This is a genomic window from Lelliottia sp. SL45 (assembly GCF_026672535.1).
Taxonomy (GTDB): Bacteria; Pseudomonadota; Gammaproteobacteria; order Enterobacterales; family Enterobacteriaceae; genus Enterobacter; species Enterobacter nimipressuralis.
In genome coordinates, this window is sequence record NZ_JAPPRH010000002.1 from 210,607 (window position 1) to 237,490 (window position 26,884).

At 53.8% G+C, this 26,884-nt stretch carries 24 protein-coding genes, 4 tRNA genes and 1 riboswitch; of the genes, 10 read left to right on the plus strand and 18 right to left on the minus strand.

Annotation, left to right across the window (positions count from 1 at the left end; all coding sequences use genetic code 11):
* Window positions 1-2: 2 nt before the first annotated feature.
* The 5 genes from hupA to nudC form a co-directional block, all read right to left on the minus strand.
* Window positions 3-275 carry a nucleoid-associated protein HU-alpha gene (hupA, locus tag OVA10_RS04875; RefSeq protein ID WP_002445246.1) on the minus strand — a complete coding sequence of 91 codons (273 nt, stop codon included), beginning with the start codon at window positions 273-275 and terminating at the stop codon, window positions 3-5.
* Between the two features lie 186 nt (window positions 276-461).
* A complete protein-coding gene (locus OVA10_RS04880; RefSeq protein WP_100778093.1) occupies window positions 462-1,052 on the minus strand; it encodes a YjaG family protein in 591 nt (196 codons plus the stop codon).
* Window positions 1,053-1,093: 41 nt separating this feature from the next.
* Complete coding sequence (gene nfi / locus OVA10_RS04885) at window positions 1,094-1,765, minus strand: deoxyribonuclease V (RefSeq protein WP_268195520.1); 672 nt, start codon at window positions 1,763-1,765, stop codon at window positions 1,094-1,096.
* 9 nt (window positions 1,766-1,774) lie between these two features.
* Window positions 1,775-2,839 carry a uroporphyrinogen decarboxylase gene (hemE, locus tag OVA10_RS04890; RefSeq protein ID WP_268195521.1) on the minus strand — a complete coding sequence of 355 codons (1,065 nt, stop codon included), beginning with the start codon at window positions 2,837-2,839 and terminating at the stop codon, window positions 1,775-1,777.
* 44 nt (window positions 2,840-2,883) lie between these two features.
* Window positions 2,884-3,657, minus strand: a complete 774-nt coding sequence (gene nudC / locus OVA10_RS04895; RefSeq protein WP_107702477.1) for an NAD(+) diphosphatase — start codon at window positions 3,655-3,657, stop codon at window positions 2,884-2,886.
* Window positions 3,658-3,754: 97 nt separating this feature from the next.
* On the opposite strand from nudC, the gene rsd reads away from it, so the two are divergent.
* The 10 genes from rsd to OVA10_RS04945 all read left to right on the plus strand — a co-directional run bounded on the left by rsd (window position 3,755) and on the right by OVA10_RS04945 (window position 12,480).
* Window positions 3,755-4,252, plus strand: a complete 498-nt coding sequence (gene rsd / locus OVA10_RS04900; RefSeq protein WP_100778097.1) for a sigma D regulator — start codon at window positions 3,755-3,757, stop codon at window positions 4,250-4,252.
* Window positions 4,253-4,305: 53 nt separating this feature from the next.
* A riboswitch (TPP riboswitch) is annotated at window positions 4,306-4,414 on the plus strand.
* A gap of 84 nt (window positions 4,415-4,498) precedes the next feature.
* Window positions 4,499-6,394 carry a phosphomethylpyrimidine synthase ThiC gene (gene thiC, locus OVA10_RS04905; RefSeq protein ID WP_268195522.1) on the plus strand — a complete coding sequence of 632 codons (1,896 nt, stop codon included), beginning with the start codon at window positions 4,499-4,501 and terminating at the stop codon, window positions 6,392-6,394.
* Entirely contained in the window at window positions 6,394-7,029 is a 636-nt protein-coding gene (gene thiE / locus OVA10_RS04910) for a thiamine phosphate synthase (RefSeq protein ID WP_268195523.1), read from the plus strand. Before thiC ends, thiE begins: the two co-directional genes overlap by 1 nt.
* Entirely contained in the window at window positions 7,022-7,777 is a 756-nt protein-coding gene (gene thiF / locus OVA10_RS04915) for a thiazole biosynthesis adenylyltransferase ThiF (protein WP_268195524.1), read from the plus strand. The genes thiE and thiF overlap by 8 nt, the downstream gene beginning before the upstream one ends.
* Entirely contained in the window at window positions 7,761-7,961 is a 201-nt protein-coding gene (gene thiS / locus OVA10_RS04920; RefSeq protein WP_181827158.1) for a sulfur carrier protein ThiS, read from the plus strand. Before thiF ends, thiS begins: the two co-directional genes overlap by 17 nt.
* Before the next feature lies 1 nt (window position 7,962).
* Entirely contained in the window at window positions 7,963-8,733 is a 771-nt protein-coding gene (gene thiG / locus OVA10_RS04925; protein WP_123429651.1) for a thiazole synthase, read from the plus strand.
* Window positions 8,730-9,863, plus strand: coding sequence for a 2-iminoacetate synthase ThiH (gene thiH, locus OVA10_RS04930; protein ID WP_268195525.1), 1,134 nt, complete (start codon window positions 8,730-8,732; stop codon window positions 9,861-9,863). The genes thiG and thiH overlap by 4 nt, the downstream gene beginning before the upstream one ends.
* A 269-nt stretch (window positions 9,864-10,132) precedes the next feature.
* The gene (locus tag OVA10_RS04935; RefSeq protein ID WP_248859462.1) at window positions 10,133-11,677 is read left to right on the plus strand and encodes a sensor domain-containing diguanylate cyclase; all 1,545 of its coding nucleotides are present in this window, start codon (window positions 10,133-10,135) and stop codon (window positions 11,675-11,677) included.
* 176 nt (window positions 11,678-11,853) lie between these two features.
* Window positions 11,854-12,159 (plus strand): PTS sugar transporter subunit IIB, encoded by a 306-nt coding sequence (locus OVA10_RS04940; RefSeq protein WP_100778105.1) that lies wholly within the window; start codon window positions 11,854-11,856, stop codon window positions 12,157-12,159.
* A gap of 3 nt (window positions 12,160-12,162) precedes the next feature.
* Window positions 12,163-12,480 carry a PTS lactose/cellobiose transporter subunit IIA gene (locus tag OVA10_RS04945; protein WP_100778106.1) on the plus strand — a complete coding sequence of 106 codons (318 nt, stop codon included), beginning with the start codon at window positions 12,163-12,165 and terminating at the stop codon, window positions 12,478-12,480.
* A gap of 115 nt (window positions 12,481-12,595) precedes the next feature.
* Here the strand turns inward: OVA10_RS04945 and rpoC are convergent, their stop codons facing one another.
* The 13 genes from rpoC to OVA10_RS05010 form a co-directional block, all read right to left on the minus strand.
* A complete protein-coding gene (gene rpoC / locus OVA10_RS04950; protein WP_100778107.1) occupies window positions 12,596-16,819 on the minus strand; it encodes a DNA-directed RNA polymerase subunit beta' in 4,224 nt (1,407 codons plus the stop codon).
* Between the two features lie 77 nt (window positions 16,820-16,896).
* Window positions 16,897-20,925 carry a DNA-directed RNA polymerase subunit beta gene (rpoB, locus tag OVA10_RS04955; protein ID WP_102105780.1) on the minus strand — a complete coding sequence of 1,343 codons (4,029 nt, stop codon included), beginning with the start codon at window positions 20,923-20,925 and terminating at the stop codon, window positions 16,897-16,899.
* 320 nt (window positions 20,926-21,245) lie between these two features.
* Window positions 21,246-21,611 (minus strand): 50S ribosomal protein L7/L12, encoded by a 366-nt coding sequence (gene rplL, locus OVA10_RS04960; protein WP_095280280.1) that lies wholly within the window; start codon window positions 21,609-21,611, stop codon window positions 21,246-21,248.
* Window positions 21,612-21,677: 66 nt separating this feature from the next.
* Window positions 21,678-22,175, minus strand: coding sequence for a 50S ribosomal protein L10 (gene rplJ / locus OVA10_RS04965; protein WP_007704673.1), 498 nt, complete (start codon window positions 22,173-22,175; stop codon window positions 21,678-21,680).
* A 291-nt stretch (window positions 22,176-22,466) separates the two neighbouring features.
* The gene (rplA, locus tag OVA10_RS04970; protein WP_100778109.1) at window positions 22,467-23,171 is read right to left on the minus strand and encodes a 50S ribosomal protein L1; all 705 of its coding nucleotides are present in this window, start codon (window positions 23,169-23,171) and stop codon (window positions 22,467-22,469) included.
* A gap of 3 nt (window positions 23,172-23,174) precedes the next feature.
* The gene (gene rplK / locus OVA10_RS04975) at window positions 23,175-23,603 is read right to left on the minus strand and encodes a 50S ribosomal protein L11 (RefSeq protein WP_004097640.1); all 429 of its coding nucleotides are present in this window, start codon (window positions 23,601-23,603) and stop codon (window positions 23,175-23,177) included.
* A gap of 156 nt (window positions 23,604-23,759) precedes the next feature.
* Window positions 23,760-24,305, minus strand: a complete 546-nt coding sequence (gene nusG, locus OVA10_RS04980; protein WP_002438628.1) for a transcription termination/antitermination protein NusG — start codon at window positions 24,303-24,305, stop codon at window positions 23,760-23,762.
* 1 nt (window position 24,306) lies between these two features.
* On the minus strand, window positions 24,307-24,690 hold the full coding sequence (gene secE, locus OVA10_RS04985) for a preprotein translocase subunit SecE (protein ID WP_003862342.1): 384 nt from the start codon (window positions 24,688-24,690) through the stop codon (window positions 24,307-24,309).
* A gap of 229 nt (window positions 24,691-24,919) precedes the next feature.
* Entirely contained in the window at window positions 24,920-26,104 is a 1,185-nt protein-coding gene (gene tuf, locus OVA10_RS04990) for an elongation factor Tu (protein ID WP_100778110.1), read from the minus strand.
* Window positions 26,105-26,223: 119 nt separating this feature from the next.
* Window positions 26,224-26,299 (minus strand) — tRNA-Thr (locus tag OVA10_RS04995).
* 6 nt (window positions 26,300-26,305) lie between these two features.
* A tRNA-Gly gene (locus OVA10_RS05000) sits at window positions 26,306-26,380 on the minus strand.
* 116 nt (window positions 26,381-26,496) lie between these two features.
* Window positions 26,497-26,581 (minus strand) — tRNA-Tyr (locus tag OVA10_RS05005).
* Between the two features lie 8 nt (window positions 26,582-26,589).
* Window positions 26,590-26,665: transfer RNA gene (locus tag OVA10_RS05010), tRNA-Thr, on the minus strand.
* Between the last annotated feature and the right edge of the window lie 219 nt (window positions 26,666-26,884).

Here is a 26,884-nt window from a genome sequence, read left to right on the forward strand (position 1 = left end):
TCTTACTTAACAGCGTCTTTCAGTGCTTTACCAGAAACAAATGCCGGTACGTTTGCAGCGGCGATTTTGATTTCTTTACCGGTCTGCGGGTTGCGGCCAGTACGCTCAGCGCGGTGGTTCACTTTGAAGGTACCGAAACCAACCAGTTGTACAGCATCGCCTTCTTTCAGAGACTCAGTAATAGCAGCCAGGGTGGATTCCAGAGCAGCTTTAGCCTGCACTTTAGACAGATCAGCCTTGTCCGCAATTACATCAATCAGTTGAGTCTTGTTCATAAGTTATCCTTTCAATGTGTTTATCGCTTGCTAAGCATCGAGTGCGACGAAAATGCCAAAAAAGCACTCTCCTGCATACACGCACCGATAGCCACTTTTTTTCGCCCCCCAAATGTAGACCAGACGGGGGGCAGAAGGGAAGAGTCGAGGTGCGACAAAACAGGCGTTAAATCACGTTTTATTGTCTCATTGGTTAAAAATTATACCAATATTACTCTCACCCGCCTCGCGTAAGTCCGCGCGCAGCCCTTTTATCAGCTCAATATCGCGTTCTTCGCAGTCGGCCAAAAGTCGGAATATTTCCCACTGAATATCCCACTCCTGCTCAACCGCAGGGTTAGCTCGCAGCTCTTCGTCGGTCATTTCGCGACCTTCCTGGGTCATTTCCAGCATCGCCACGGTGGTAATGGACGCCTTACTGACTTCGATGGCATGGTCGAGGGTTTCACCGCTCAGACGCGAGTGAAGCAATTCACTCAGTGCCACGCAAGCGTCGATAGCCGGGTAGACGCCATACATATCGTAGTCATCCGCCGACGGGATCGCCTCTTCCAGTTTTTCGAGCTGAGAATCGAAATTCACCTTAGCGTCTTTGACCGTGAGCGTTTCCCAAATCAGGTCGAGAATACGACGATAAATCTGGCCTTCACCAAATCCAGTCTGCTTGCAGAACGTGGCATAGTTGGGATACATGCGCTCGCACAGACAGGCCATAAAGGTGACGTGCTGCCAGCTTTCCAGCTTCTCAAGGCGCAGATGAATCGGGTTTTGTAACATGATGATGTCTCGAATCGGAAATTAGCCGCAGTTTACCTGAATCAACGCTGAATTTCCTGCCAACGAACAAATGCCGGACGCGCCGACGCCACTGCGTCAGCCCAGCGCGTCGGCTCCGGTAAACGGTAGCCTTTCATGCAGCGTTGCACCCACGCCAGTGCGCTGTCGGTGCTCACGCGATGACCCGTCGCCACAAACAGCGGATTACAGCGCGCTTTACTGCGCCAGACCCACGCCAGCTGCTCGCCCTTGTCCATCAGCGGTGCGAGAGCACCTGGTTCGGCGGAAAGCAGTTCGAACTTGCCGCACAGACGCTTTTTCGCCACGCCAATCGTCGGCACATCCACCAGCAGACCAAAATGGCTGGCCACGCCGAGGCGTCGCGGGTGGGAAATCCCATGACCATCGACGAACAAAAGATCGGGTTTTTGCGAGAGTTGCTCCCACGCTGCCAGCAGCGCGGGATATTCACGAAAGGAGAGAAAACCAGGAATGTAGGGCATGGTGGTGGCGATGCGCGCCACTTTGTACTCCACCAGCTCCAGCGCGGGATAGGTTAACAGCACCATCGCGGCTCGCGTCACTTCCCCGCCCTGTTCAAACCCGACATCGGCACCGGCGATCAACGCCGGGGGATTCACATCCAGACGATCCTCTCGGATCACCGAGGAGGCCAGTTCGATTTGCTGAGCGCGTAATGACGCGAGATCCATAATCACTCCCTACTGGTGGTACTGGGCAGAAAGGCGGTGCACCGCCTCGACAAATACGCCTGCGTGCTCTGGCGGTACATCCTGATGAATACCGTGGCCGAGGTTAAAGACGTGCCCTTCGCCATGACCGAATCCGGCCAGAATGGTCGCCACTTCTTCTTCGATACGTGCCGGCTTCGCATAGAGCATGGAGGGGTCCATATTGCCCTGCAGCGCCACTATGTCACCCACGCGACGGCGCGCATCGGCAATATCCGTCGTCCAGTCGAGACCCAGCGCATCGCAGCCGGTCGCGGCCAGTGCTTCCAGCCACTGCCCGCCGCCTTTGGTGAACAGCGTCACCGGCACGCGACGGCCTTCGTTTTCACGCAGCAGACCATCGACAATTTTATGCATGTAGTACAGGGAGAACTGCTGATAATCGCGCCCGGTCAGCACTCCGCCCCAGGTATCGAAAATCATGACCGACTGCGCACCCGCTTTAATCTGCGCATTGAGATACAGAGTGACGCTTTTCGCCAGTTTGTCCAGCAGCGCATGCAGCGCCAGCGGCTCGGCGTACATCATCTTTTTGATCATCGTGAAGGCTTTGCTGCTACCACCTTCAACCATATACGTCGCCAGGGTCCACGGGCTTCCGGAGAAACCAATCAGCGGCACCTCACCTTTTAGTTCGCGGCGGATAGTGCGCACCGCGTTCATGACGTAGCCCAGCTCCTGTTCAGGGTCTGGAATCGGCAGTTTATCGACGTCAGCTTTGCTCTTAATCGGTGAGGTAAAACGCGGGCCTTCGCCGGTTTCGAAATAGAGACCCAGCCCCATCGCGTCCGGAATGGTCAGGATATCTGAAAAAAGGATCGCCGCATCGAGCGGGAAACGGCGCAGCGGCTGCAGCGTGACTTCGCAGGCCAGCTCGGCGTTTTTGCACAGGGACATAAAATCGCCCGCCTCGGCGCGCGTAGCTTTGTACTCCGGCAAATAGCGGCCCGCCTGGCGCATCATCCACACCGGGGTGATATCAACGGGTTGGCGCAGCAGCGCACGCAGATAACGATCGTTCTTCAGTTCGGTCATTTTTGCAGTTCCTTAAGCGTCATGCCGCCAGTGTAACATGTGATTCATTCATAGTCGGCCCGACACATCGCGACGGTATCTTCTATCAGACGACGCGCCACGGTGCCCGGTGGCGGGAGAAGGGGTAAGTCGTCGTAGCGATACCAGTTGGCTTCCAGCAGCTCTTTTTGGTCGATCACGATATCGCCGCTGTCATAATCCGCCATAAACGCGGTCATTAGCGACATGGGGAAGGGCCACGGCTGGGAGGTCACGTAACGCAGGTTTTTAACCTTGATGCTGCTCTCTTCCATCACTTCGCGAGCAACAGCCTGTTCGAGCGTCTCACCCACTTCGACAAAGCCAGCCAGCACCGTATGCACGCCGTTACGATGGCGAGTGTGTTGCGCCAGCAGAATAGTGTCATCCCGACGAATGGCGACGATGATGCACGGGGCGATTTGCGGGTAGTAGCGCTCCCGGCAGTGGCTGCACAGCATGGCCCACTCGGATTTGCTCTGGTGCATGGTGTGTCCGCAGTAGCCGCAGAACTTATGGGATCGGAAAAATTCTGCCAGTTGCACGCCACGCCCGGCCAGCTGGAACAGACCGACGTCCAGATCGATCACCTGGCGAACCGATCCCATTTCATGATGGCGATGCTGCTGGATCAACCACACGGGATCGCCCTGCCATTCGCCGAGCCAAAGTGCCCTCTGCCCCGCAAGATCGAAACGTCCTGCCTCGCCGTAAGGTAATTCTCCACCGGGCAACCATAATTTTTGTTCGGAGCTGACGATCCACCAGCCGCGATCTAATTTTTCAATTATACGATCCATATCTATTGCACTACCTTTGCTTCACAGGCATGTTGATAACAATATTCTTACATTTCCGGGTGGCCAGCTTTTTCATCTTAACCTTGTGGAGTCAAACATGCTAAACCAGCTACAAAGCCTGACAGAGCGCGTCGGAGGAAGTCATGACCTGGTCGATCGCTGGCTGCACGTGCGTAAACATTTGCTTGTTGCTTACTACAATCTGGTTGGCATTAAGCCTGGCAAAGAATCGTATATGCGATTGAATGAAAAAGCGCTGGATGATTTTTGTCAAAGCCTGGTCGACTACCTTTCCGACGGTCATTTTAATCTATATGAACGTATTATTCGCGAAATGGAAGGGACCAGCCCGTATTTAGCGGCCACGAAACTCTACCCACTGCTGGAAGCCAATACTCAGCAGATCATGGACTATTACGACTCCACGCTCGAAAACGCCATCGATCAGGACAATTATCTGGATTTCCAGCAGGCCCTTTCCGATCTCGGCGAAGCGATGGAAGCGCGGTTCACGCTGGAAGACAAGCTCATCGCCCTGGTGCTGGACAGCAATCCAAAAGCCAGCAATGAAGACAACATCGCGCGGCCAGCTTGAGTTATTAAGCGTTAACGAGTAATTTACAAATACCGCACCTGCACTGCAGGCGCGTTTTCTTGTCGGAGTGCCCAGTGCGAAAGCCGGGCTGAGACCGTTAATTCGGGATCCGCGGAACCTGATCAGGCTAATACCTGCGAAGGGAACAAGAGTCAAAATGCTGTTGTATCACCCTCTCTGGGTGATCACACCTCTTGCTTCATCCGTCGTCTGACAAGCCACTCCTTACTTTTTTTGGAATGAGCTATGTCTGCAACTAAACTGACCCGCCGCGAACAGCGCGCACAAGCACAACACTTCATCGATACCCTGGAAGGCACTGCTTTCCCGAACTCCAGACGTATTTACATCACCGGTTCGCAGGACGATATCCGCGTCCCGATGCGTGAAATCCAGCTCAGCCCGACACTCATCGGTGGTAGCAAAGAAAATCCCCAGTTTGAAGATAACGAAGCAGTGCCGGTCTACGACACCTCTGGCCCTTATGGCGATGCGGACGTGGCCATCAACGTCCAGCAGGGGCTGGCAAAACTGCGTCAGCCGTGGATTGAGGCACGCCAGGACAGCGAATCACTGACCGACCGCAGCTCCGCGTACACCAAAGAGCGTCTGGCGGACGACGGTCTGGACGGGCTGCGTTTCACCGGTCTGTTGACGCCGAAACGGGCGAAAGCGGGAAAATGTGTGACCCAGCTGCACTATGCACGCCAGGGGATCGTAACGCCGGAGATGGAATTCATCGCCATCCGCGAAAACATGGGGCGCGAGCGCATTCGCAGCGAAGTTCTGCGCCACCAGCATCCGGGCGAAGGTTTTGGCGCTCGCCTGCCGGAGAACATCACGCCGGAATTCGTGCGTGACGAAGTGGCCGCTGGCCGAGCGATTATCCCTGCCAACATAAACCACCCGGAATCGGAACCGATGATTATTGGCCGCAACTTCCTGGTGAAAGTGAACGCCAATATTGGCAACTCTGCGGTCACCTCTTCCATCGAAGAAGAGGTCGAAAAACTGGTGTGGTCCACCCGCTGGGGCGCGGACACGGTGATGGATCTCTCCACCGGGCGCTATATCCACGAAACCCGCGAGTGGATCCTGCGTAACAGCCCGGTGCCGATCGGCACGGTCCCGATCTATCAGGCGCTGGAGAAGGTAAACGGGATCGCCGAAGATCTCACCTGGGAAGCGTTCCGCGATACGCTGCTGGAACAGGCTGAACAAGGGGTAGATTACTTCACCATCCACGCCGGTGTACTGCTGCGCTACGTGCCAATGACCGCCAAACGCCTGACCGGGATAGTCTCGCGCGGCGGCTCAATCATGGCGAAATGGTGCTTATCGCATCATCAGGAAAACTTCCTCTACGAACACTTCCGCGAGATTTGTGAAATCTGCGCCGCGTACGACGTCTCCCTGTCGCTGGGCGACGGCCTGCGTCCTGGCTCTATTCGCGATGCCAACGACGAAGCACAGTTTGCTGAGCTGCACACCCTGGGCGAGCTGACCAAAATCGCCTGGGAATATGACGTGCAGGTGATGATTGAAGGCCCTGGCCACGTACCAATGCAGATGATTCGCCGCAATATGACTGAAGAGCTGGAACACTGCCACGAAGCACCGTTCTACACCCTCGGGCCGCTGACCACCGATATTGCACCGGGCTACGACCACTTCACCTCCGGTATCGGCGCGGCGATGATCGGCTGGTTTGGCTGCGCTATGCTCTGCTATGTCACCCCGAAAGAGCATCTCGGCCTGCCGAACAAAGAGGACGTGAAGCAGGGGCTGATCACCTACAAAATCGCCGCCCACGCGGCGGATTTAGCCAAAGGCCACCCGGGCGCGCAGATCCGCGATAACGCCATGTCGAAAGCCCGCTTTGAATTCCGCTGGGAAGACCAGTTCAATCTGGCGCTCGACCCGTTCACCGCGCGCGCCTACCACGATGAAACCCTGCCGCAGGAGTCCGGCAAAGTGGCGCACTTCTGCTCCATGTGCGGGCCAAAATTCTGCTCAATGAAAATCAGCCAGGAAGTGCGCGACTACGCCGCCAGGCAGGTGATCGAAGTGGGCATGGCTGACATGTCAGAAAACTTCCGCGCTAAAGGCGGCGAAATCTACCTCAAAAAAGAGGAGGCGTAATGTACCAGCCCGATTTCCCCCCGGTGCCCCTGCGCTTAGGGCTTTACCCGGTCGTCGACAGCGTGGAATGGATTGAGCGCCTGCTTAAGGCAGGCGTCAAAACGCTCCAGCTGCGCATCAAAGACAAGCGTGATGAAGAGGTGGGAAGCGACGTGATAGCTGCCATCGAACTGGGGCGCCGCTTTGACGCCCGGTTATTTATCAACGATTACTGGCAGCTGGCGATTAAGCATCAGGCCTACGGTGTGCATCTGGGTCAGGAAGATCTCGAGACCACCGATCTGAGCGCCATTCGTGAGGCAGGCCTGCGCCTGGGCGTGTCGACTCATGATGATATGGAGATCGACGTGGCGCTCGCCGCTCGCCCCTCCTATATCGCGCTCGGCCACGTCTTCCCGACGCAAACTAAACAGATGCCGTCAGCCCCGCAAGGGCTGGCGCAGCTGGCGCGCCATATCGCTCGTCTGGGTGATTACCCGACCGTCGCTATCGGCGGTATCAGCCTGGCGCGTGCCCCGGCAGTGCTGGAAACCGGCGTCGGCAGTATCGCGGTGGTCAGTGCCATTACGCAGGCAGCAGACTGGCGGGCGGCCACTGAACAGCTGTTGCAGCTGGCGGGAGCGGGCGATGAATGACAGCGATTTCATGCGCTACAGCCGCCAGATCCTGCTCGACGACATCGCCGTCGAGGGTCAGCAAAAGTTGCTCGACAGCCGGGTGTTAATCATCGGCCTCGGAGGACTGGGCGCGCCTGCTGCGCTCTATCTGGCCGGCGCAGGCGTCGGTACGCTGGTGTTAGCCGACGACGACGATGTCCATCTGAGCAATTTGCAGCGGCAAATCCTGTTCACCACCGAGGACATTAACCAGCCAAAAGCGCAGATCACCACCCAGCGGCTGAATGCGCTTAACCCTGACATTATGCTCATTGCCGTGCAGAAGCGGCTTGAGGGAGACGCGCTCCATCAGGAGGTCGCCCGCGCCGATGTGGTGCTGGATTGCACCGACAATATGGCGACACGTCAGGCGATCAACGCCGCCTGCGTGGCCCTCGATACGCCGCTCATTACCGCCAGCGCCGTTGGGTTTGGCGGGCAGATGATGGTGCTCACGCCGCCGTGGACGCAGGGCTGCTACCGCTGCCTGTGGCCGGACGATGAAGAGCCGCAGCGCAACTGCCGTACAGCGGGGATTCTCGGACCGGTCGTCGGGGTGATGGGCACCTTGCAGGCGCTGGAGGCGATCAAGCTCATCAGCAAAATGGCGACCCCGCGCAATACGCTGCGGATGTTCGATGCCCGTTCAGGAAACTGGCGGCATCTGGCATTGCAGCGCGCCAGCGGGTGCCCGGTATGCGGAGGACAGCATGCACATTCTGTTTAACGATGAGCCGATGCAGTGCGTTTCGGGGCTTAGCGTCGCAGCCCTTCTCGACCAGCTACGCCAGCTGAAGCCGGGTATGGCGCTGGCCCTTAATCAACAGATCCTGCCGCGTGAGCAGTGGGAACATCAGCAGGTGCGCGATGGCGATCAGATCCTGCTTTTTCAGGTCATCGCAGGAGGCTGATATGTTACGTATTGCGGATAAACTCTTTGAATCACACCTTTTCACCGGTACCGGAAAATTCGCTTCGCCACAGCTGATGGTCGATGCCATTCGCGAGAGTGGCAGCGAGCTGGTGACGCTGGCGATGAAACGCGTGGATTTACGTCATCACAGCGATGCGATCCTGGCCCCGCTTCTGGCGGCGGGCGTGACACTTCTGCCCAACACGTCTGGGGCGAAAACGGCAGAAGAGGCGGTGTTTGCCGCCCAACTGGCACGCGAAGCGCTGGGCACCAGCTGGCTGAAACTGGAAATCCATCCCGACGCGCGCTGGCTGCTGCCCGATCCCATCGAAACCCTGAAAGCAGCCGATATTCTCGTCAAGCAAGGGTTCACGGTTTTGCCCTACTGCGGCGCGGACCCGGTGCTCTGTAAACGGCTTGAGGAAGTCGGTTGCGCGGCGGTGATGCCGCTGGGTGCGCCCATTGGCTCCAATCAGGGGCTGGAAACCCGCGCGATGCTTGAAATTATCATTGAACAGGCCACCGTTCCGGTGGTGGTAGATGCGGGTATCGGCGTGCCGAGCCATGCGGCGCAGGCGCTTGAGATGGGCGCCGACGCCGTGTTGGTCAACACCGCAATTGCAGTGGCTGATGATCCGGTGATGATGGCGCGCGCATTTCGTCTGGCTGTAGAGGCAGGCCTGCTGGCGCGTCAGTCCGGGCCTGGCTCGCGCAGTTTTCAGGCGCAGGCCACCAGCCCGCTAACGGGCTTTCTGGAGGCGTACTCATGAGCACCTTCGTCGACCGCTGGCGGGAACTGGACTGGGACGATATTCGTCTGCGGATCAACAGCAAAACCGCCGCAGACGTCGAGCGCGCCCTGAACGCGCGCCATGTCTCCCGCGAAGATCTGATGGCCCTGCTCTCCCCCGCCGCCAGCGCCTATCTGGAGCCAATGGCCCAGCGCGCGCAACGGCTCACTCGCCAGCGTTTTGGCAACACGGTGAGCTTTTACGTGCCGCTCTACCTTTCCAACCTGTGCGCCAATGATTGTACTTACTGCGGCTTTTCCATGAGCAATCGCATTAAGCGCAAAACCCTCGACGAGCATGAAATTGCTCGTGAGTGTGACGCCATCCGGGAGATGGGCTTTGAACATCTGTTGCTGGTCACCGGTGAACATCAGGGAAAAGTGGGCATGGACTATTTCCGTCAGCACGTTCCGGCCATACGTCGCCGGTTTTCGTCCCTGCAGATGGAGGTGCAGCCACTCTCTGAAGAGGAGTACGTGGAGCTGAAATCCCTTGGGCTGGACGGCGTGATGGTCTATCAAGAGACCTATCACGAAGCGATGTACGCCCGGCACCACCTGAAAGGAAAAAAGCAGGATTTCTTCTTCCGCCTGGAAACACCGGACCGACTCGGTCGCGCGGGAATCGACAAAATCGGTCTCGGCGCGTTGATTGGGCTGTCAGACAGCTGGCGGGTCGACTGTTTTATGGTGGCGGAGCATTTGTTGTGGCTCCAGCAGCAATACTGGCAGAGCCGCTACTCCATCTCTTTCCCGCGGCTGCGCCCTTGCGCTGGCGGTATCGAACCGGCGTCAATCATGGATGAACGCCAGCTGGTGCAAACGATCTGCGCGTTTCGCCTGCTGGCACCGGAAGTGGAGCTGTCGCTATCAACACGGGAATCGCCAGAGTTTCGCGATCGGGTTATTCCGTTAGCCATTAACAACGTCAGCGCCTTTTCCAAAACCCAGCCGGGCGGTTATGCCGATAATCATCCAGAACTGGAGCAGTTCGCCCCACACGATGGCCGTCGTCCTGAAGAGGTTGCCCACGCGCTCAGCACCCAGGGGTTACAGCCCGTCTGGAAAGACTGGGATAGCTGGCTGGGGCGCGTCTCGCAGTTACGTTGAAACGCGATGCAACGAGGCGAAATGTTCTCGAGGAGCCTCGGAGTGTCACCATTGAGCAGTTGTCGAATCATCTGCGTTTTTTTAATCTGCAAACGTCAGCAGCGGACGCTGACCAGGGCGAAAAGCTTCTTCCTCGTTTCGCCCTGCCTTCACAAAAATAAGCAGTTTCTGGTCAGTTATTAAGATAAATCATCCTGCCTTAAAATCTGGGAAGTATAATTAACCAGCATACATTTGGACTATCACCTCTTCTGGATCTCTGACAACCCATGCCTGTCCACAGTAAAAAACTCTCTTTTACGACACCTATCCTGGTGAGCTTTGCGGGGATATTGCTCAGTTTTGTGCTGATCGCCGTGTTTATCACGCTGACGCAGCGAAAAGATTTTGTAGAGGATTATCATAATATTAACCTCAATTTCACGCATAACCTGGCGGTGAACTATACGGAATCGATCCTGCGTGAAAACGACCATATTCTTGGCCGGGCTGTCACATTCTTCTCTCGCAATAACCAGCTTGAGAACACGGTGAAGGTCGATCGCGAGAACGGATTGCAGGCCCTGATGCAGTTGCAAAACATGATGCCTAACGTTTCGGCTATCTCTCTGGCTGACGCCCAGGGACACTACCTGCGTGCCCCCGAAGTCCTGGCGGATGACAGCAGCAAAAAGTTTGATCCCCGCGTCCGCCCGTGGTTTGTCGGTCAGGCGCAGGCGAGTACCTTAAGCCGCTATACCAGCCCTTACATGGATTACTTTACTCATCAGCTTACCGTTACCCTCTACCGGCCCGTCATTTCGCCGGAAGGTCGCGTTAAAGGAACTCTCGGATTTCATCTCGACCTGGCTTCCATGGGATATACCCTGCGCCAGATGGTCGCCCCCATGCATGGGGAATTCTTCGTGGTGGAGCGCGATGGAAAGGTGGTGCTGCATCCGGATACCCGAGCCTTGTTTAAAACCTATGTCAGTGAAGAGCTGATGGACCAGATGACCAGCGGCGAGGGGCACACCTACGATCGTAAAACCGGCTTCTGGTACTACTACTACGCCTTTACGAACCCGGACTGGCTCGTCATTTACCGCGTTTCTAATACCACGCTCACCGACATCACACGCCACGAGACGAACATTGTCAGTTGGGGATTTGCGCTGGCCGCCATCGTGATTGTCTTGTTTGGCCTGTATCTGCGCCACGCATCGCGTACGGTACTGATGAACATCATTAATGCCATTAAAACTGGCGAGGTGAATCAAGCGCCGCGACTGGAAGCGATGCTCAGTAAAACCATTCTGACGAACAAAGAGCGCGAGCGGGATTATGTGCGTCAGGCGACCGTGGACGCGCTCACCGGCTGTAAGAATCGCCGCGCCTTCGACAGCGATGTTGCGGCATTGATGAAGGAGCATCAGCCCTTTGCCCTCGCGCTGGTTGATATTGATAACTTTAAATCCATCAACGATACCTGGGGCCATCTGAGCGGCGACATTGTGCTTCGTAATGTCGCCCGGGAGGGCATCCAGGTCATGCAACCCGAGCATATTTCCGTGTATCGCTACGGCGGTGAGGAGTTTGCCGTTGTCTTCCCGGCAGAACATAGTGATTCAGCTTTTAGCCTGCTGGAAAAATGGCGTCTTCAGGTTGCAGATCGCACCTGGCGGGAAGAGGGTTTGCACGTCACCTTTAGCGCCGGCCTGGGAGAGTGGCACTTCGAGCCGCTGGAGCAGTTAGTGGGCAGCGTGGACGCAGCTCTCTACGAAGCCAAACAGCAGGGTAAAAACCGCACTCTGCTCACTTCCACTCACGCATAACACCGCTTTCTCTGTGCCCGCTTTGGCGGGCGCACCGCGTAATCCGTTAAAATTGTAACCGGTTTCAGAAAAAGCAGATTTCTTTGTGATGCCTCACACACAATCGCCTTAAAGCGGTTGTTGAAGCCGCCTGCACGGGATAATTATCAATAAACACATGTACATCGAGGCTGACTATGAAGAACATCGTTTTATGCTGTGCGGCGGGTATGTCTACTAGCATGCTGGTTCAACGGATGAAAGACGCCGCAGATAAAAAAGGCGTTGAAGTAACCATTAAAGCCGTGCCGGTTGCTGAATTTAAAGACAATATTGCCACCGCCGACATCGTATTACTGGGGCCACAGGTTAAATACGAACTGGCAAAACTTCAGGCTCAGGCGGAACCGTTGGGCAAAAAGGTCGCGGTGATCGACATGATGGATTACGGCATGATGAAAGGCGATGCCGTGCTCGAAAAAGCACTCAAACTGTTGGAGTAAAACATGGAAGATTTAGAAACAACCATCATGGAGTTGCTGGTAAACGCCGGGGCGGCGCGCAGTGCGGCGTTGACCGCGCTACAACTGGCACGTAAAGGTGACTTCGAGGGCGCCGAACAAGCGATGGAAGAGTCGCGTGAATATGTGAAGCACGCGCATACCATCCAGACCCAGCTGATTGGCCTTGATGAAGGCACCGGCAAACTCCCGGTGAATCTCATTACCGTTCATTCTCAGGACCACCTGATGAACGCGATGGTGATTCAGGATCTGGCGGGAGACATGATCGAGCTTTATCGCCGCCTGCCGCTGCTGAACTGAAAAAATAGAGATATAAAAAAACCCGCCGAGGCGGGTTTTTTATTGTCGATTGGCGCTAGCGCTTTTCCGACCTGGGTTTCGTTACCCGGCGATTTTCACCGCCGGGCATCAACGATTAATCGTTGTCAGAGCCGCCCAGACCTGCGTTCAGCAGTTCTGCCAGACTTGCAGAAGCATCTTCCGCAGTTACCTGAGGTGCAGCTGGCAGTTCGCCCGCAGCACGACGACGCATACGATCCTGGTGGTAAGCATAACCGGTACCAGCCGGGATCAGACGACCCACGATAACGTTCTCTTTCAGACCGCGCAGTTCATCACGTTTACCCGCAACAGCCGCTTCGGTCAGGACACGCGTGGTCTCCTGGAAGGATGCTGCAGAGATGAAGGACTCGGTTGCCAGAGACGCTTTGGTGATACCCAGCAGGTCGCGGGAGTAGAGCGCCGCCACTTTGCCGTTCGCTTCCAGATCGCGGTTTGCAATCTTGACGCGGGAGTATTCCACCTGCTCGCCTTCCAGGAAGTCCGAGCTGCCAGCGCTATCAATGGTTGCTTTACGCAGCATCTGACGAACGATAACTTCGATGTGTTTATCGTTAATCTTAACGCCCTGCAGACGGTAAACGTCCTGTACTTCGTTGGTGATATAACGCGTTACCGCGTGAACACCACGAAGACGCAGAATGTCGTGCGGCGCTTCTGGACCATCGGAAACCACGTCACCACGTTCTACACGTTCGCCTTCGAACACGTTGAGCTGACGCCACTTAGGAATCATCTCTTCGTATGGCTCGCTACCGTCTAACGGAGTGATAACCAGACGACGTTTCCCTTTGGTCTCTTTACCGAAGGAAATGATGCCGCTGATTTCCGCAAGGATAGCTGGCTCTTTCGGACGACGTGCTTCGAACAGGTCAGCAACGCGTGGCAGACCACCGGTGATGTCCTTGGTACCGCCAGATTCCTGTGGAATACGCGCCAGGGTGTCACCACCGCTGATCTGTACGCCATCTTCCAGCTGTACAATCGCTTTGCCTGGCAGGAAGTACTGAGCAGGCATATCGGTGCCTGGGATCAGAACGTCGTTACCGTTAGCATCAACGATTTTTAGTGCTGGACGCAGATCTTTACCACCCGCGGTACGTTCTGCAGAATCCAGAACCACCAGAGAGGAGAGACCGGTCAGTTCGTCGGTCTGACGAGTAATCGTCTGGCCATCGATCATATCGGTGAAGCGAATGAAGCCCGCCACTTCGGTGATTACCGGCATGGTGTGCGGATCCCAGTTTGCTACGGTCTCGCCGCCAGCAACCTGTTCGCCATCGCCTTTCGCCATCACAGCACCGTAAGGTACTTTGTAGCTCTCTTTGGTACGACCGAATTCGTCGATCAGCTTCAGCTCGGTGTTACGAGAGGTCACAACCAGCTTGCCAGCGGAGTTAACAACCGACTTGGCGTTAGACAGCTTGATGCTACCCTTGTTTTTCACCTGGATGCTGGATTCAGCAGCCGCACGAGATGCCGCACCACCGATGTGGAACGTACGCATCGTCAGCTGTGTACCCGGCTCACCGATTGACTGTGCCGCGATAACGCCGATTGCTTCACCTTTGTTGATGATGTGGCCACGCGCCAGGTCACGACCATAGCAGTGCGCACATACACCAAAGTCGGTGTCACAGGATACGACGGAACGCACTTTCACGGAGTCGACAGAGTTCTCTTCCAGCAGGTCACACCACTGTTCGTGCAGCAGAGTGTTGCGTGGAACCAAAATGTCTGCGGTACCTGGTTTCAGTACGTCTTCAGCAGTCACACGACCCAGAACGCGATCGCGCAGTGGCTCTTTAACATCACCACCCTCGATAACCGGGGTCATGGTGATACCTTCGAGGGTGCCACAATCGTCTTCAGTCACCACCAGATCCTGCGCAACGTCAACCAGACGACGCGTCAGATAACCGGAGTTTGCTGTTTTCAGTGCGGTATCCGCCAGACCTTTACGCGCACCGTGCGTGGAGATGAAGTACTGGAGTACGTTCAGACCTTCACGGAAGTTCGCGGTGATTGGCGTCTCGATGATGGAACCATCTGGTTTCGCCATCAGACCACGCATACCTGCCAGCTGACGAATCTGTGCTGCGGAACCACGCGCACCGGAGTCGGCCATCATGTAGATGCTGTTGAAGGAAACCTGCTGCTCTTCTTTACCTTCACGGTTAATGACGGTTTCAGTTTGCAGGTTGTCCATCATCGCTTTGGAAACGCGATCGTTCGCCGCAGCCCAAATATCGATAACTTTGTTGTAGCGTTCGCCCGCGGTAACCAGACCAGACTGGAACTGCTCCTGGATTTCGGCCACTTCAGCTTCGGCTTCGCTGATGATCTCGTATTTCTTCTGTGGGATCACCATGTCATCGATACCAACAGATGCACCTGAACGCGCTGCATAAGCAAAGCCGGTGTACATCGTCTGGTCAGCGAAGATAACGGTCGGTTTCAGACCCAAAATGCGGTAACAGGTGTTCAGCATTTTGGAGATCGCTTTCTTGCCCAGCGCCTGGTTGACGATGGAGAAAGGCAGACCTTTCGGCACGATCATCCACAGAATCGCACGACCAACAGTCGTATCGATCAGGCTGGTTTTCGCAACGAATTCGCCGCTCGCATCTTTTTCGTATTCAGTGATACGCACTTTAACGCGCGCATGCAGAGAGGCCAGGCCAGCGCGGTAAATACGCTCAGCTTCTTTAGGGCCAGTCAGCACCATGCCTTCGCCTTTGGCGTTAACACAGTCACGGGTCATGTAGTACAGACCCAGTACAACGTCCTGAGAAGGAACGATGATTGGCTCGCCGTTCGCAGGTGACAGGATGTTGTTGGTAGACATCATCAGCGCACGCGCTTCGAGCTGGGCTTCCAGCGTCAGCGGTACGTGAACAGCCATCTGGTCACCATCGAAGTCGGCGTTATATGCCGCACAAACCAGCGGGTGCAGCTGAATTGCTTTACCTTCGATCAGAACCGGTTCAAACGCCTGGATACCCAAACGGTGCAGAGTTGGTGCACGGTTCAGCAGTACCGGGTGTTCGCGGATAACTTCGTCCAGGATATCCCAAACGACAGCTTCTTCGCGCTCAACCATTTTCTTAGCGGCTTTGATGGTGGTGGCCAGGCCACGCAGTTCCAGCTTGCCGTAGATGAACGGTTTGAACAGTTCCAGTGCCATTTTCTTCGGCAGACCGCACTGATGCAGACGCAGGTATGGACCTACGGTGATTACAGAACGACCGGAGTAGTCAACACGCTTACCGAGCAGGTTCTGACGGAAACGACCCTGTTTACCTTTGATCATATCGGCCAAAGATTTCAGAGGACGTTTGTTAGAACCGGTGATCGCACGACCGCGACGACCGTTATCCAGCAGGGCGTCGACCGCTTCCTGCAGCATACGTTTTTCGTTGCGTACGATGATGTCAGGCGCAGCCAGATCCAACAGTCGTTTCAGACGGTTGTTACGGTTGATCACGCGACGATACAGATCGTTCAGGTCGGAAGTCGCGAAACGACCACCATCCAACGGAACCAGCGGACGCAGATCTGGCGGCAGAACCGGCAGAACGGTCAGAATCATCCACTCTGGTTTGTTACCAGACTGAACGAACGCTTCCAGCAGCTTGATACGCTTGGTCAGCTTTTTACGCTTGGTTTCGGAGTTAGTTTCGTTCAGCTCTTCACGCAGCTGCTCGCACTCTTGCTCCAGATCCATGCTTTTCAGCAGGGCCTGAATAGCTTCCGCACCCATTTTCGCGTCGAATTCGTCACCGAACTCTTCCAGCGCGTCCAGATACTGTTCTTCGGTCAGAATCTGGTTACGTTCCAGATTCGTCATCCCGCCTTCGATAACAACATAAGATTCGAAGTACAGAACACGTTCGATATCGCGCAGCGGCATATCCAGCAGCAGACCGATACGGGACGGCAGAGATTTCAGGAACCAGATGTGAGCAGTCGGAGACGCAAGCTCGATGTGGCCCATGCGCTCACGGCGCACTTTAGTTTGGGTCACTTCAACGCCGCACTTCTCACAGATCACACCACGGTGTTTCAGGCGCTTGTACTTACCGCACAGGCACTCGTAATCTTTTACTGGCCCGAAAATACGCGCACAGAAAAGGCCGTCACGCTCAGGTTTGAACGTACGGTAGTTGATGGTTTCCGGCTTCTTAACTTCACCGAAAGACCATGAACGGATCATGTCTGGCGATGCCAGAGCAATTTTGATCGCATCAAACTCTTCGGTTTTAGTTTGCGCTTTCAGAAACTTTAATAAGTCTTTCACGGATTTGCTCCCGTCGGAGTTAGCACAATCTGGTGCCGGGTTATTAATCCGGCACCAGTGACCTGTTTGAGCGAGAGTTACTCGTCTTCCAGCTCGATGTTGATACCCAGGGAACGGATCTCTTTCAACAGTACGTTGAAGGATTCCGGCATGCCCGGTTCCATCTGATGGTTACCGTCGACGATGTTTTTATACATCTTCGTACGGCCGTTCACGTCATCAGACTTAACGGTAAGCATTTCCTGCAGGGTGTATGCCGCGCCATATGCTTCAAGCGCCCACACTTCCATCTCACCGAAGCGCTGACCACCGAACTGTGCCTTACCACCCAGCGGCTGCTGAGTAACCAGGCTGTAAGAACCGGTAGAACGCGCATGCATCTTGTCATCAACCAGGTGGTTCAGTTTCAGCATGTACATGTAGCCAACGGTAACCTGGCGCTCGAATTGCTCACCGGTACGACCGTCGAACAGTGTGATCTGACCGGAAGTCGGCAGGCCACCCAGCTGTAACAGTTCCTTGATTTCAGACTCTTTCGCACCATCGAAGACCGGTGTTGCGATCGGCATGCCTTTTTTCAGGTTCTCAGCCAGACGCAGAACTTCGTCATCGCTGAAGGTGTTCAGGTCAACTTTCTGACGAACATCAGTGCCCAGATCGTACGCACGCTGGATGAATTCGCGCAGTTTCGCGACTTCTTCCTGCTGCTTCAGCATAGCGTTGATTTTCTCGCCGATACCTTTCGCAGCCATACCCAGGTGAGTTTCGAGGATCTGACCAATGTTCATACGAGACGGTACACCCAGTGGGTTCAGCACGATATCTACCGGCGTACCGTTAGCATCGTGAGGCATATCTTCGATCGGGTTGATCTTGGAGATAACACCTTTGTTACCGTGACGACCTGCCATTTTATCACCAGGCTGAATCTGACGTTTAACGGCCAGATAAACCTTAACAATCTTCAGCACGCCTGGTGCCAGATCGTCGCCCTGAGTGATTTTGCGGCGTTTCGCTTCGAGTTTCTTCTCGAACTCGTGTTTCAGTTCGTCATACTGCTCAGCCAGTTGTTCCAGCTGACTTTGTTTCTCTTCGTCGGCCAGGCCCAGTTCCAGCCAGCGGTCGCGAGGCAGTTTGTCGAGCTTCTCAGCTTCGATGCCACCGGAGACCAGCGCAGCATAGATACGACTAAACAGGCCAGCTTCGAGGATCTGCAGTTCTTCAGACAGGTCTTTTTTCGCCTGCTTCAGCTGCATCTCTTCGATTTCCAGCGCACGTTTGTCTTTTTCTACGCCATCGCGAGTAAAGACCTGAACGTCGATAACCGTACCGGAAACACCGTTTGGTACACGCAGAGAAGAGTCTTTAACGTCAGACGCTTTCTCACCGAAGATGGCACGCAGCAGTTTCTCTTCTGGCGTCAGCTGGGTTTCACCTTTCGGCGTTACCTTACCAACCAGAATGTCGCCGCCGGTCACTTCTGCACCGATGTAAACGATACCGGATTCATCAAGTTTAGAGAGCGCAGCTTCACCCACGTTCGGGATATCAGCAGTGATCTCTTCTGGCCCCAGCTTGGTGTCACGGGACACACATGCCAGTTCCTGAATGTGAATCGTGGTGAAACGATCTTCCTGAACCACACGCTCGGACACGAGGATGGAGTCTTCGAAGTTGTAACCGTTCCACGGCATGAACGCTACGCGCATGTTCTGACCGAGCGCCAGTTCACCGAGATCGGTAGACGGACCATCTGCCAGCACGTCGCCGCGCTCAACCGGCTCACCCAGAGAGACACACGGCATCTGGTTGATGCAGGTGTTCTGGTTAGAACGGGTGTACTTCGTCAGGTTATAGATGTCGATGCCTGCTTCGCCCGGATACATCTCGTCTTCGTTAACTTTGATAACGATACGGGAAGCATCAACGTACTGAACAGTACCGCCACGTTTAGCAACTGCGGTTACACCGGAGTCAACGGCAACAGCACGTTCCATACCGGTACCAACCAGCGGCTTATCAGCGCGCAGAGTCGGAACCGCCTGACGTTGCATGTTTGCACCCATCAATGCACGGTTGGCGTCATCGTGTTCCAGGAATGGAATCAGGGACGCACCAACAGAAACGATCTGCTGCGTGGAAACGTCCATGTAGTCCACCTGATCATTGCTGAACAGGCTGGATTCGCCTTTGCTACGGCAGGTAACGAGATCGTCAACGAAACGACCTTCTTCGTCCAGGTTGGTGTTCGCCTGAGCGATGACGTAGTTACCTTCTTCGATAGCAGACAGGTAATGAATTTCGTCGGTTACAACACCGTCAGTCACTTTACGGTACGGAGTCTCGAGGAAACCGTATTCGTTAGTCTGTGCGTACACGGACAGGGAGTTGATCAGACCGATGTTTGGACCTTCAGGCGTTTCGATTGGACATACGCGACCGTAGTGAGTCGGGTGTACGTCTCGAACTTCAAAGCCTGCACGTTCACGGGTCAGACCGCCTGGGCCGAGTGCAGAGATACGACGTTTGTGCGTAATCTCAGACAGTGGGTTGTTCTGGTCCATGAACTGAGACAGCTGGCTGGAACCAAAGAACTCTTTCACTGCGGCAGAAATTGGCTTGGCGTTGATCATATCCTGAGGCATCAGGGTATCCAGATCGCCCAGAGACAGACGCTCTTTCACCGCACGCTCAACACGTACCAGGCCAACACGGAATTGGTTTTCCGCCATTTCGCCTACGGAACGGATACGACGGTTGCCGAGGTGGTCGATATCATCCACTTCGCCTTTGCCGTTACGGATATCAATGAGCTTTTTCATCACTTCGATGATGTCTTCTTTGCTCAGGATACCGGAACCTTCGATCGCGTCACGCAGCAAAGAACGGTTGAACTTCATACGACCAACCGCGGACAGATCGTAGCGGTCTTCGGAGAAGAACAGGTTCTCAAACAGGCTTTCAGCCGCTTCACGCGTTGGTGGCTCACCAGGGCGCATCATACGGTAGATTTCTACCAGCGCGCTCAGACGATCGTTAGTTGGGTCGACGCGTACAGTCTCAGAGATGTACGGACCGTGATCCAGATCGTTGGTGAACAGCGTTTCGATACGTTTGTGACCAGACTGGCTCAGCTTAGCCAACAGATCCAGGCTCAGCTCCATGTTAGCCGGGCAGATCAGTTCGCCAGTTGAAGCATCAACGTAATCTTTTGCTGCCACTTTGCCCGCGATGTATTCAACCGGAACTTCGATGTGTTTGATTTCATCTTTTTCCAGCTGGCGGATATGGCGCGCAGTGATACGGCGACCTTTTTCCACGTACACTTTGCCGTCGGATTCGATGTCGAACGACGCGGTTTCGCCACGCAGACGTTCCGGCAGCAGCTCCATTTGCAGCTTGTTGTCGCGGATCTCAAAGATCACTTTCTCGAAGAACAGGTCAAGGATCTGCTCAGTGGTATAGCTCAACGCACGCAGAATGATGGTCGCTGGCAGTTTACGACGACGGTCGATACGGACAAACAGGTTGTCTTTCGGATCGAACTCGAAGTCCAGCCATGAACCACGGTAAGGAATGATGCGCGCGTTATACAGTACTTTACCGGAAGAGTGTGTTTTACCTTTATCGCTGTCGAAGAAGACACCCGGGCTACGATGCAGCTGGGAAACGATAACACGCTCTGTGCCGTTGATGACAAAAGTACCGTTGTCCGTCATGAGTGGAATTTCACCCATGTAGACTTCTTGTTCTTTAATGTCTTTAACGGTGCCTTCTGGCGCTTCGCGCTCATAGACAACCAGACGCAGTTTGACGCGCAGCGGTGCGGAATAGGTCACACCACGGATCTGACATTCCTGAACGTCAAATACCGGTTCGCCAAGGCGGTAGCTGACGTATTGCAGCTCAGAATTACCGCTATAGCTTTTGATTGGGAATACGGAACGGAAGGCTGCTTCCAGACCATACTGCCCTTCAGGATCTTGCTCGATAAACTTCTGGAACGAGTCAAGCTGGATAGAAAGGAGATAAGGTATATCCAGAACTTGTGGACGTTTACCAAAATCCTTACGAATACGTTTTTTCTCGGTATAGGAGTAAACCATTAGGGTTCCTCAGCTCGCTGACAAGTCGACCCATCTGTCCGACGAAGGGACAGTTTGTGCAACACCGTTTTGTTGATCGGAAAATTGAATACTTTCCGCAATACCTGTTGCTATCACGCTTAAACCATTTCGTTGCGATTTACACAGAGCGAGCACCCTGTCGCAGTATATTAAGGCGTCGATAGAAACAAGCATTGTCAGGACAACCAGCAGTCAAACAGTGTGAAATGCTGCTGGCGCCTTACAGCGCAAAAAGGCTGGTGACTAAAAAGTCACCAGCCATCAGCCTAATTTCTCAGGCTGCAACCGGAAGGGTTGGCTTATTTAACTTCAACTTCAGCGCCAGCTTCTTCCAGAGATTTTTTCAGTGCTTCTGCGTCATCTTTGCTCACGCCTTCTTTCAGAGCGGCTGGAGCAGATTCTACCAGGTCTTTAGCTTCTTTCAGACCCAGGCCAGTTGCGCTACGTACTGCTTTGATTACAGCAACTTTGTTAGCGCCAGCAGCTTTCAGAATTACGTCGAATTCAGTTTTTTCTTCAGCAGCTTCAGCCGGGCCAGCAGCTACAGCTACAGCAGCAGCAGCGGAAACACCGAATTTTTCTTCCATTGCAGAAATCAGTTCTACAACGTCCATTACGGACATAGCTGCAACTGCTTCAATGATTTGATCTTTAGTGATAGACATTTAAATTGTTCCTGAAAATCAGAATAAGTTTATACGTAAGCGAATGCTTGATAAAGAAAACGGCTATTAAGCAGCTTCTTTTGCATCGCGAACAGCAGCCAGAGTGCGAACCAGTTTGCCAGCCGAAGCTTCTTTCATGGTTGCCATCAGGCGTGCAATTGCTTCTTCGTAGGTCGGCAGGGTTGCCAGGCGATCGATTTGCGATGCCGGGATCAACTCACCTTCAAAGGCTGCGGCTTTGACCTCAAATTTTGCATTCGCTTTCGCGAAATCTTTGAACAGACGAGCAGCTGCGCCCGGGTGTTCCATAGAATATGCAATCAGGGTCGGACCAACGAACGCGTCTTTCAGGCACTCAAACTGAGTACCTTCAACAACACGGCGCAGCAGGGTGTTACGAACAACACGCATGTATACGCCGGCTTCGCGACCTGCTTTACGCAGTTCAGTCATTTTGTCTACAGTTACGCCGCGGGAATCCGCAACTACTGCAGACAGCGCGCCTTTGGCTACTTCGCTGACTTCAGCAACAATCGCTTGTTTGTCTTGAAGATTTAAAGCCATTAGCTTTGCTCCTGGATGTTTGCCGGAACTCATGTTCCGGAACTCACTTCACTCTTCCCAACGGAAAGAGCGTCTTAATACGGTGAGCAGAAACAAGCCAGAGTATCAGAAATAATCTTAGCGTTCTGTCACCGTCTACGCAGGGCATTAAGCCTCTTTCGAGACACCTGCGGTCTTCGACGGAGGCCTGGATTAGGCCAGGCTCCAACGAACAAATCTTTTTACCTGCTAACTTTCGTTAGCAAACGTGGGGGTAAGATTGTAGACAAATCCACCGCCCACGTAAAGGTATTAGTTTGCAGCAGCGCTCAGGCCAGCCTGGTCAACTGCAACACCTGCACCCATAGTGGTGGAGATGCTAATTTTCTTGATGTACACGCCTTTCGCCTGAGTTGGTTTTGCTTTTTTCAGCGCAACCAGCAGAGATTCCAGGTTTTCTTTCAATTTGTCAGCGTCGAAGTCCACTTTACCGATGGTAGTGTGGATGATGCCGTTTTTGTCGTTACGATAACGAACCTGACCCGCTTTAGCGTTCTTAACCGCTTCAGCAACGTTAGGAGTTACAGTACCAACTTTAGGGTTTGGCATCAGGCCGCGTGGACCCAGAACCTGGCCCAGCTGGCCAACAACGCGCATTGCATCCGGGGAAGCAATAACAACGTCAAAGTTCATTTCGCCTTTTTTGATCTGATCAGCCAGATCTTCCATACCTACCAGTTCAGCGCCAGCAGCTTTAGCAGCTTCAGCGTTTGCACCCTGAGCAAATACAGCTACGCGTACGGAACGGCCAGTACCGTGTGGCAGTACAGTTGCGCCACGAACGTTCTGATCAGATTTACGAGCGTCGATACCGAGGTTTACAGCAACGTCAACGCTTTCAACGAACTTAGCGGTAGCCAGTTCTTTCAGCAGAGCGATAGCTTCGGTGATGTCGTATTGTTTGGTCGCATCAACTTTGTCACGGATCACGGACATGCGCTTGGTCAGTTTAGCCATTTCTTAGTCCTCCACTACCAGGCCCATGGAACGTGCAGTACCTTCAATGGAGCGAGTCATCGCTTCAATGTCGGAACCAGTCATGTCGGCAGCTTTGGTCTGCGCGATTTCCTGCAGCTGAGCGCGGGAAATTTTACCAACTTTATCTTTGTTCGGCTTACCGGAACCAGACTTGATACCAGCCGCTTTTTTCAGCAGTACTGCCGCCGGCGGGGTCTTGGTAACGAAAGTGAAAGAACGGTCAGCGTATACGGTGATAACAACCGGAATTGGCAAACCTTTTTCAAGGGATTCAGTTTTTGCGTTGAACGCTTTACAGAATTCCATGATGTTAACACCCTGCTGGCCCAGAGCTGGACCAACTGGTGGACTTGGGTTAGCCATACCAGCTGCAACCTGCAGCTTGACATAGGCTTGTACTTTCTTAGCCATTCTAAAATCCTCTAAATGGGTTATAGCGCCTCAAGGAGGCTCCCCGTGATAAATATCGTTTTACGGGTCGGAACCCATAAAAACAAAAGGCGCGAAATTGTATTCCAATCTCGCGCCCTGTGCAACGATTAAATCGCCGCTTTTTTGATCGGCTGCTTAGGCTTTTTCTACCTGGGCAAAGTCCAGTTCTACCGGGGTCGCACGACCGAAGATAGAAACAGAAACTTTCAGGCGGGACTTCTCGTAGTCCACTTCTTCAACCACGCCGTTAAAGTCAGCAAACGGACCGTCGCTAACACGAACCATTTCACCCGGTTCAAACAGCGTTTTCGGACGCGGCTTATCACCAACCTGCTGCAGGCGGTTCATAATCGCATCAACTTCTTTGTCGCTGATTGGCGCCGGACGATCGGACGTGCCGCCGATAAAGCCCATTACGCGCGGGACGCTGCGCACCAGGTGCCAGCTTGCATCGTTCATCACCATCTGAACCAGCACGTAACCCGGGAAGAATTTGCGCTCGCTTTTGCGACGCTGGCCACCACGGATCTCGACCACTTCTTCGGTCGGAACCATGACTTCACCAAACAACTCTTCCATATTGTGTAATTTGATATGCTCACGCAGCGAAGTGGCTACGCGGCCTTCAAAACCGGAGAACGCCTGAACGACGTACCAGCGCTTTTTAGGGGCTTCAGACATCTTAGAACCTCAGGCCAGTGATAAAGGAAACCAGGCGAACCAGAATACCATCCAGTCCCCACAGAATCAGTGACATGACTGCTGTCACTGCTGCCACAATCAGCGTGGTGTGCAATGTTTCCTGGCGAGTCGGCCAAATGACCTTGCGAACTTCGGTTCGCGCTTCGCGGGCAAAAGCAACGGTCGCTTTACCTTTTGTCGTCAACAGCGCGACACCACCCGCTGCAGCAATAAGAATTACTACGGCCAGCGCACGCAACGGCAGCATCATGTCACGATAGAGGTAGTTGCCAACAATAGCCACAATCAGCAGCACGGCCACAACTACCCACTTCATCGCTTCCAGGCCGCGACCGCTCCCTTGAGCTTCGGTATTCGCACTCATAAACCAACCTGTCAGAAGTATTCTACAAACAATTTCACCCCGCGAGAGCGAGGCGATCCAACCCGAAAAAACCAATCGCTTTTCGGACTAAACGCCCTCTACAGAGCCTGTCTCAGCAATGATTATGACAAAAAAAATCACTGATGAGCCAGGTTCTGGTTCGAAAGCGTGCAAAAAGGGCATCAAATGATGCCCTTTTATTGCGCATTGCGTCAAATGTTATCAGCGATTAGCCGAGAACTTTAGCAACAACGCCTGCACCAACAGTACGGCCGCCTTCACGGATTGCGAAACGCAGACCGTCATCCATCGCGATTGGGTGGATCAGGGTAACAACCATTTTGATGTTGTCGCCTGGCATTACCATCTCTACGCCTTCTGGCAGTTCGATGGTACCGGTCACGTCAGTTGTACGGAAGTAGAACTGTGGACGGTAGCCTTTGAAGAACGGAGTATGACGGCCGCCTTCATCTTTGGACAGGATGTAAACTTCAGATTCGAATTTGGTGTGCGGCTTGATAGAGCCTGGCTTAGCCAGTACCTGACCACGTTCGATTTCTTCACGTTTGATACCACGCAGCAGAACACCAACGTTCTCACCAGCACGGCCTTCGTCCAGCAGTTTGCGGAACATTTCAACGCCAGTACAGGTAGACTTAGCAGTCTCTTTGATACCAACGATTTCAACTTCTTCGCCAACTTTAACGATACCGCGCTCTACACGACCGGTAACAACAGTACCACGGCCGGAGATGGAGAATACGTCTTCGATAGGCAGCAGGAACGGCTTGTCAATCGCACGCTCTGGTTCTGGGATGTAAGAATCCAGGAAGCCAGCCAGCTCAACGATTTTAGCTTCCCACTCTGCTTCGCCTTCCAGCGCTTTCAGAGCAGAACCACGGATGATTGGAGTATCATCACCTGGGAAGTCGTACTGGGACAGAAGTTCACGAACTTCCATTTCAACCAGTTCCAGCAGCTCTTCGTCATCAACCATGTCGCATTTGTTCAGGAACACGATGATGTAAGGAACGCCAACCTGACGACCCAGCAGGATGTGCTCACGAGTCTGAGGCATAGGGCCGTCAGTCGCAGCAACAACCAGGATTGCGCCATCCATCTGAGCAGCACCGGTGATCATGTTTTTAACATAGTCGGCGTGGCCCGGGCAGTCTACGTGTGCGTAGTGGCGAGTCGGGGTGTCATATTCAACGTGGGAAGTGTTGATGGTGATACCACGAGCTTTTTCTTCTGGTGCGTTATCGATCTGATCGAATGCACGAGCAGAACCACCGTAGGTTTTAGCCAGAACGGTAGTGATTGCAGCGGTCAGCGTTGTTTTACCATGGTCAACGTGGCCGATAGTACCGACGTTAACGTGCGGTTTTGTACGTTCAAACTTTTCTTTAGACATCGATTGTCCCTCTAAGACACGGATAAATCGGTGATATCACCACATCAACCAGGCAATATGCCTGAACTGTTGAATGCTTTTTAAAGGTTAACAGAGAGAAACAGGGAGGAGAAGTGAAGTGGTGCTGATACCCAGAGTCGAACTGGGGACCTCACCCTTACCAAGGGTGCGCTCTACCAACTGAGCCATATCAGCACGTCTTGGAGCGGGCAGCGGGAATCGAACCCGCATCATCAGCTTGGAAGGCTGAGGTAATAGCCATTATACGATGCCCGCATCCTGAAACTCGGCTACCCAGTTCTTTCTGTAACAAAAAAGAGATTTCTCTCTTTTTATGTTTTGAGCTGATTAATGTTTTAGCCAGCTCAGGCGGCGATAACGCTGCCAGAAAGTGGTGGTGGGGGAAGGATTCGAACCTTCGAAGTCTGTGACGGCAGATTTACAGTCTGCTCCCTTTGGCCGCTCGGGAACCCCACCGGACTTGATGGTGCCGACTACCGGAATCGAACTGGTGACCTACTGATTACAAGTCAGTTGCTCTACCTACTGAGCTAAGTCGGCATCAAGTAGCGCGCATTCTATGGGGGCATGAGCAGTCATGCAACTAAAAAATTGCATAAAATGTTCTTTCGCTCAGATTTTGTGCGCCAGAAGGGAAAAACGCTGATATTTCGTTCATTGCCGTTCAAATATTCAGCATAAGCACCGCAAATAACCCACCTATAGCGTATCGTGATGCCCTCCGCGTAAAGCATCACTTGTCTATATTTTTTCTTATTA

Excerpts from the sequence above, each read along its gene's own strand:
- hupA (WP_002445246.1), bottom strand. The coding sequence starts at position 275 with ATGAACAAGACTCAACTGATTGATGTAATTGCGGACAAGGCTGATCTG.
- OVA10_RS04880 (WP_100778093.1), bottom strand. The coding sequence starts at position 1,052 with ATGTTACAAAACCCGATTCATCTGCGCCTTGAGAAGCTGGAAAGCTGG.
- nfi (WP_268195520.1), bottom strand. The coding sequence starts at position 1,765 with ATGGATCTCGCGTCATTACGCGCTCAGCAAATCGAACTGGCCTCCTCG.
- hemE (WP_268195521.1), bottom strand. The coding sequence starts at position 2,839 with ATGACCGAACTGAAGAACGATCGTTATCTGCGTGCGCTGCTGCGCCAA.
- nudC (WP_107702477.1), bottom strand. The coding sequence starts at position 3,657 with ATGGATCGTATAATTGAAAAATTAGATCGCGGCTGGTGGATCGTCAGC.
- rsd (WP_100778097.1), top strand. The coding sequence starts at position 3,755 with ATGCTAAACCAGCTACAAAGCCTGACAGAGCGCGTCGGAGGAAGTCAT.
- thiC (WP_268195522.1), top strand. The coding sequence starts at position 4,499 with ATGTCTGCAACTAAACTGACCCGCCGCGAACAGCGCGCACAAGCACAA.
- thiE (WP_268195523.1), top strand. The coding sequence starts at position 6,394 with ATGTACCAGCCCGATTTCCCCCCGGTGCCCCTGCGCTTAGGGCTTTAC.
- thiF (WP_268195524.1), top strand. The coding sequence starts at position 7,022 with ATGAATGACAGCGATTTCATGCGCTACAGCCGCCAGATCCTGCTCGAC.
- thiS (WP_181827158.1), top strand. The coding sequence starts at position 7,761 with ATGCACATTCTGTTTAACGATGAGCCGATGCAGTGCGTTTCGGGGCTT.
- thiG (WP_123429651.1), top strand. The coding sequence starts at position 7,963 with ATGTTACGTATTGCGGATAAACTCTTTGAATCACACCTTTTCACCGGT.
- thiH (WP_268195525.1), top strand. The coding sequence starts at position 8,730 with ATGAGCACCTTCGTCGACCGCTGGCGGGAACTGGACTGGGACGATATT.
- OVA10_RS04935 (WP_248859462.1), top strand. The coding sequence starts at position 10,133 with ATGCCTGTCCACAGTAAAAAACTCTCTTTTACGACACCTATCCTGGTG.
- OVA10_RS04940 (WP_100778105.1), top strand. The coding sequence starts at position 11,854 with ATGAAGAACATCGTTTTATGCTGTGCGGCGGGTATGTCTACTAGCATG.
- OVA10_RS04945 (WP_100778106.1), top strand. The coding sequence starts at position 12,163 with ATGGAAGATTTAGAAACAACCATCATGGAGTTGCTGGTAAACGCCGGG.
- rpoB (WP_102105780.1), bottom strand. The coding sequence starts at position 20,925 with ATGGTTTACTCCTATACCGAGAAAAAACGTATTCGTAAGGATTTTGGT.
- rplL (WP_095280280.1), bottom strand. The coding sequence starts at position 21,611 with ATGTCTATCACTAAAGATCAAATCATTGAAGCAGTTGCAGCTATGTCC.
- rplJ (WP_007704673.1), bottom strand. The coding sequence starts at position 22,175 with ATGGCTTTAAATCTTCAAGACAAACAAGCGATTGTTGCTGAAGTCAGC.
- rplA (WP_100778109.1), bottom strand. The coding sequence starts at position 23,171 with ATGGCTAAACTGACCAAGCGCATGTCCGTGATCCGTGACAAAGTTGAT.
- rplK (WP_004097640.1), bottom strand. The coding sequence starts at position 23,603 with ATGGCTAAGAAAGTACAAGCCTATGTCAAGCTGCAGGTTGCAGCTGGT.
- nusG (WP_002438628.1), bottom strand. The coding sequence starts at position 24,305 with ATGTCTGAAGCCCCTAAAAAGCGCTGGTACGTCGTTCAGGCGTTCTCC.
- secE (WP_003862342.1), bottom strand. The coding sequence starts at position 24,690 with ATGAGTGCGAATACCGAAGCTCAAGGGAGCGGTCGCGGCCTGGAAGCG.
- tuf (WP_100778110.1), bottom strand. The coding sequence starts at position 26,104 with ATGTCTAAAGAAAAGTTTGAACGTACAAAACCGCACGTTAACGTCGGT.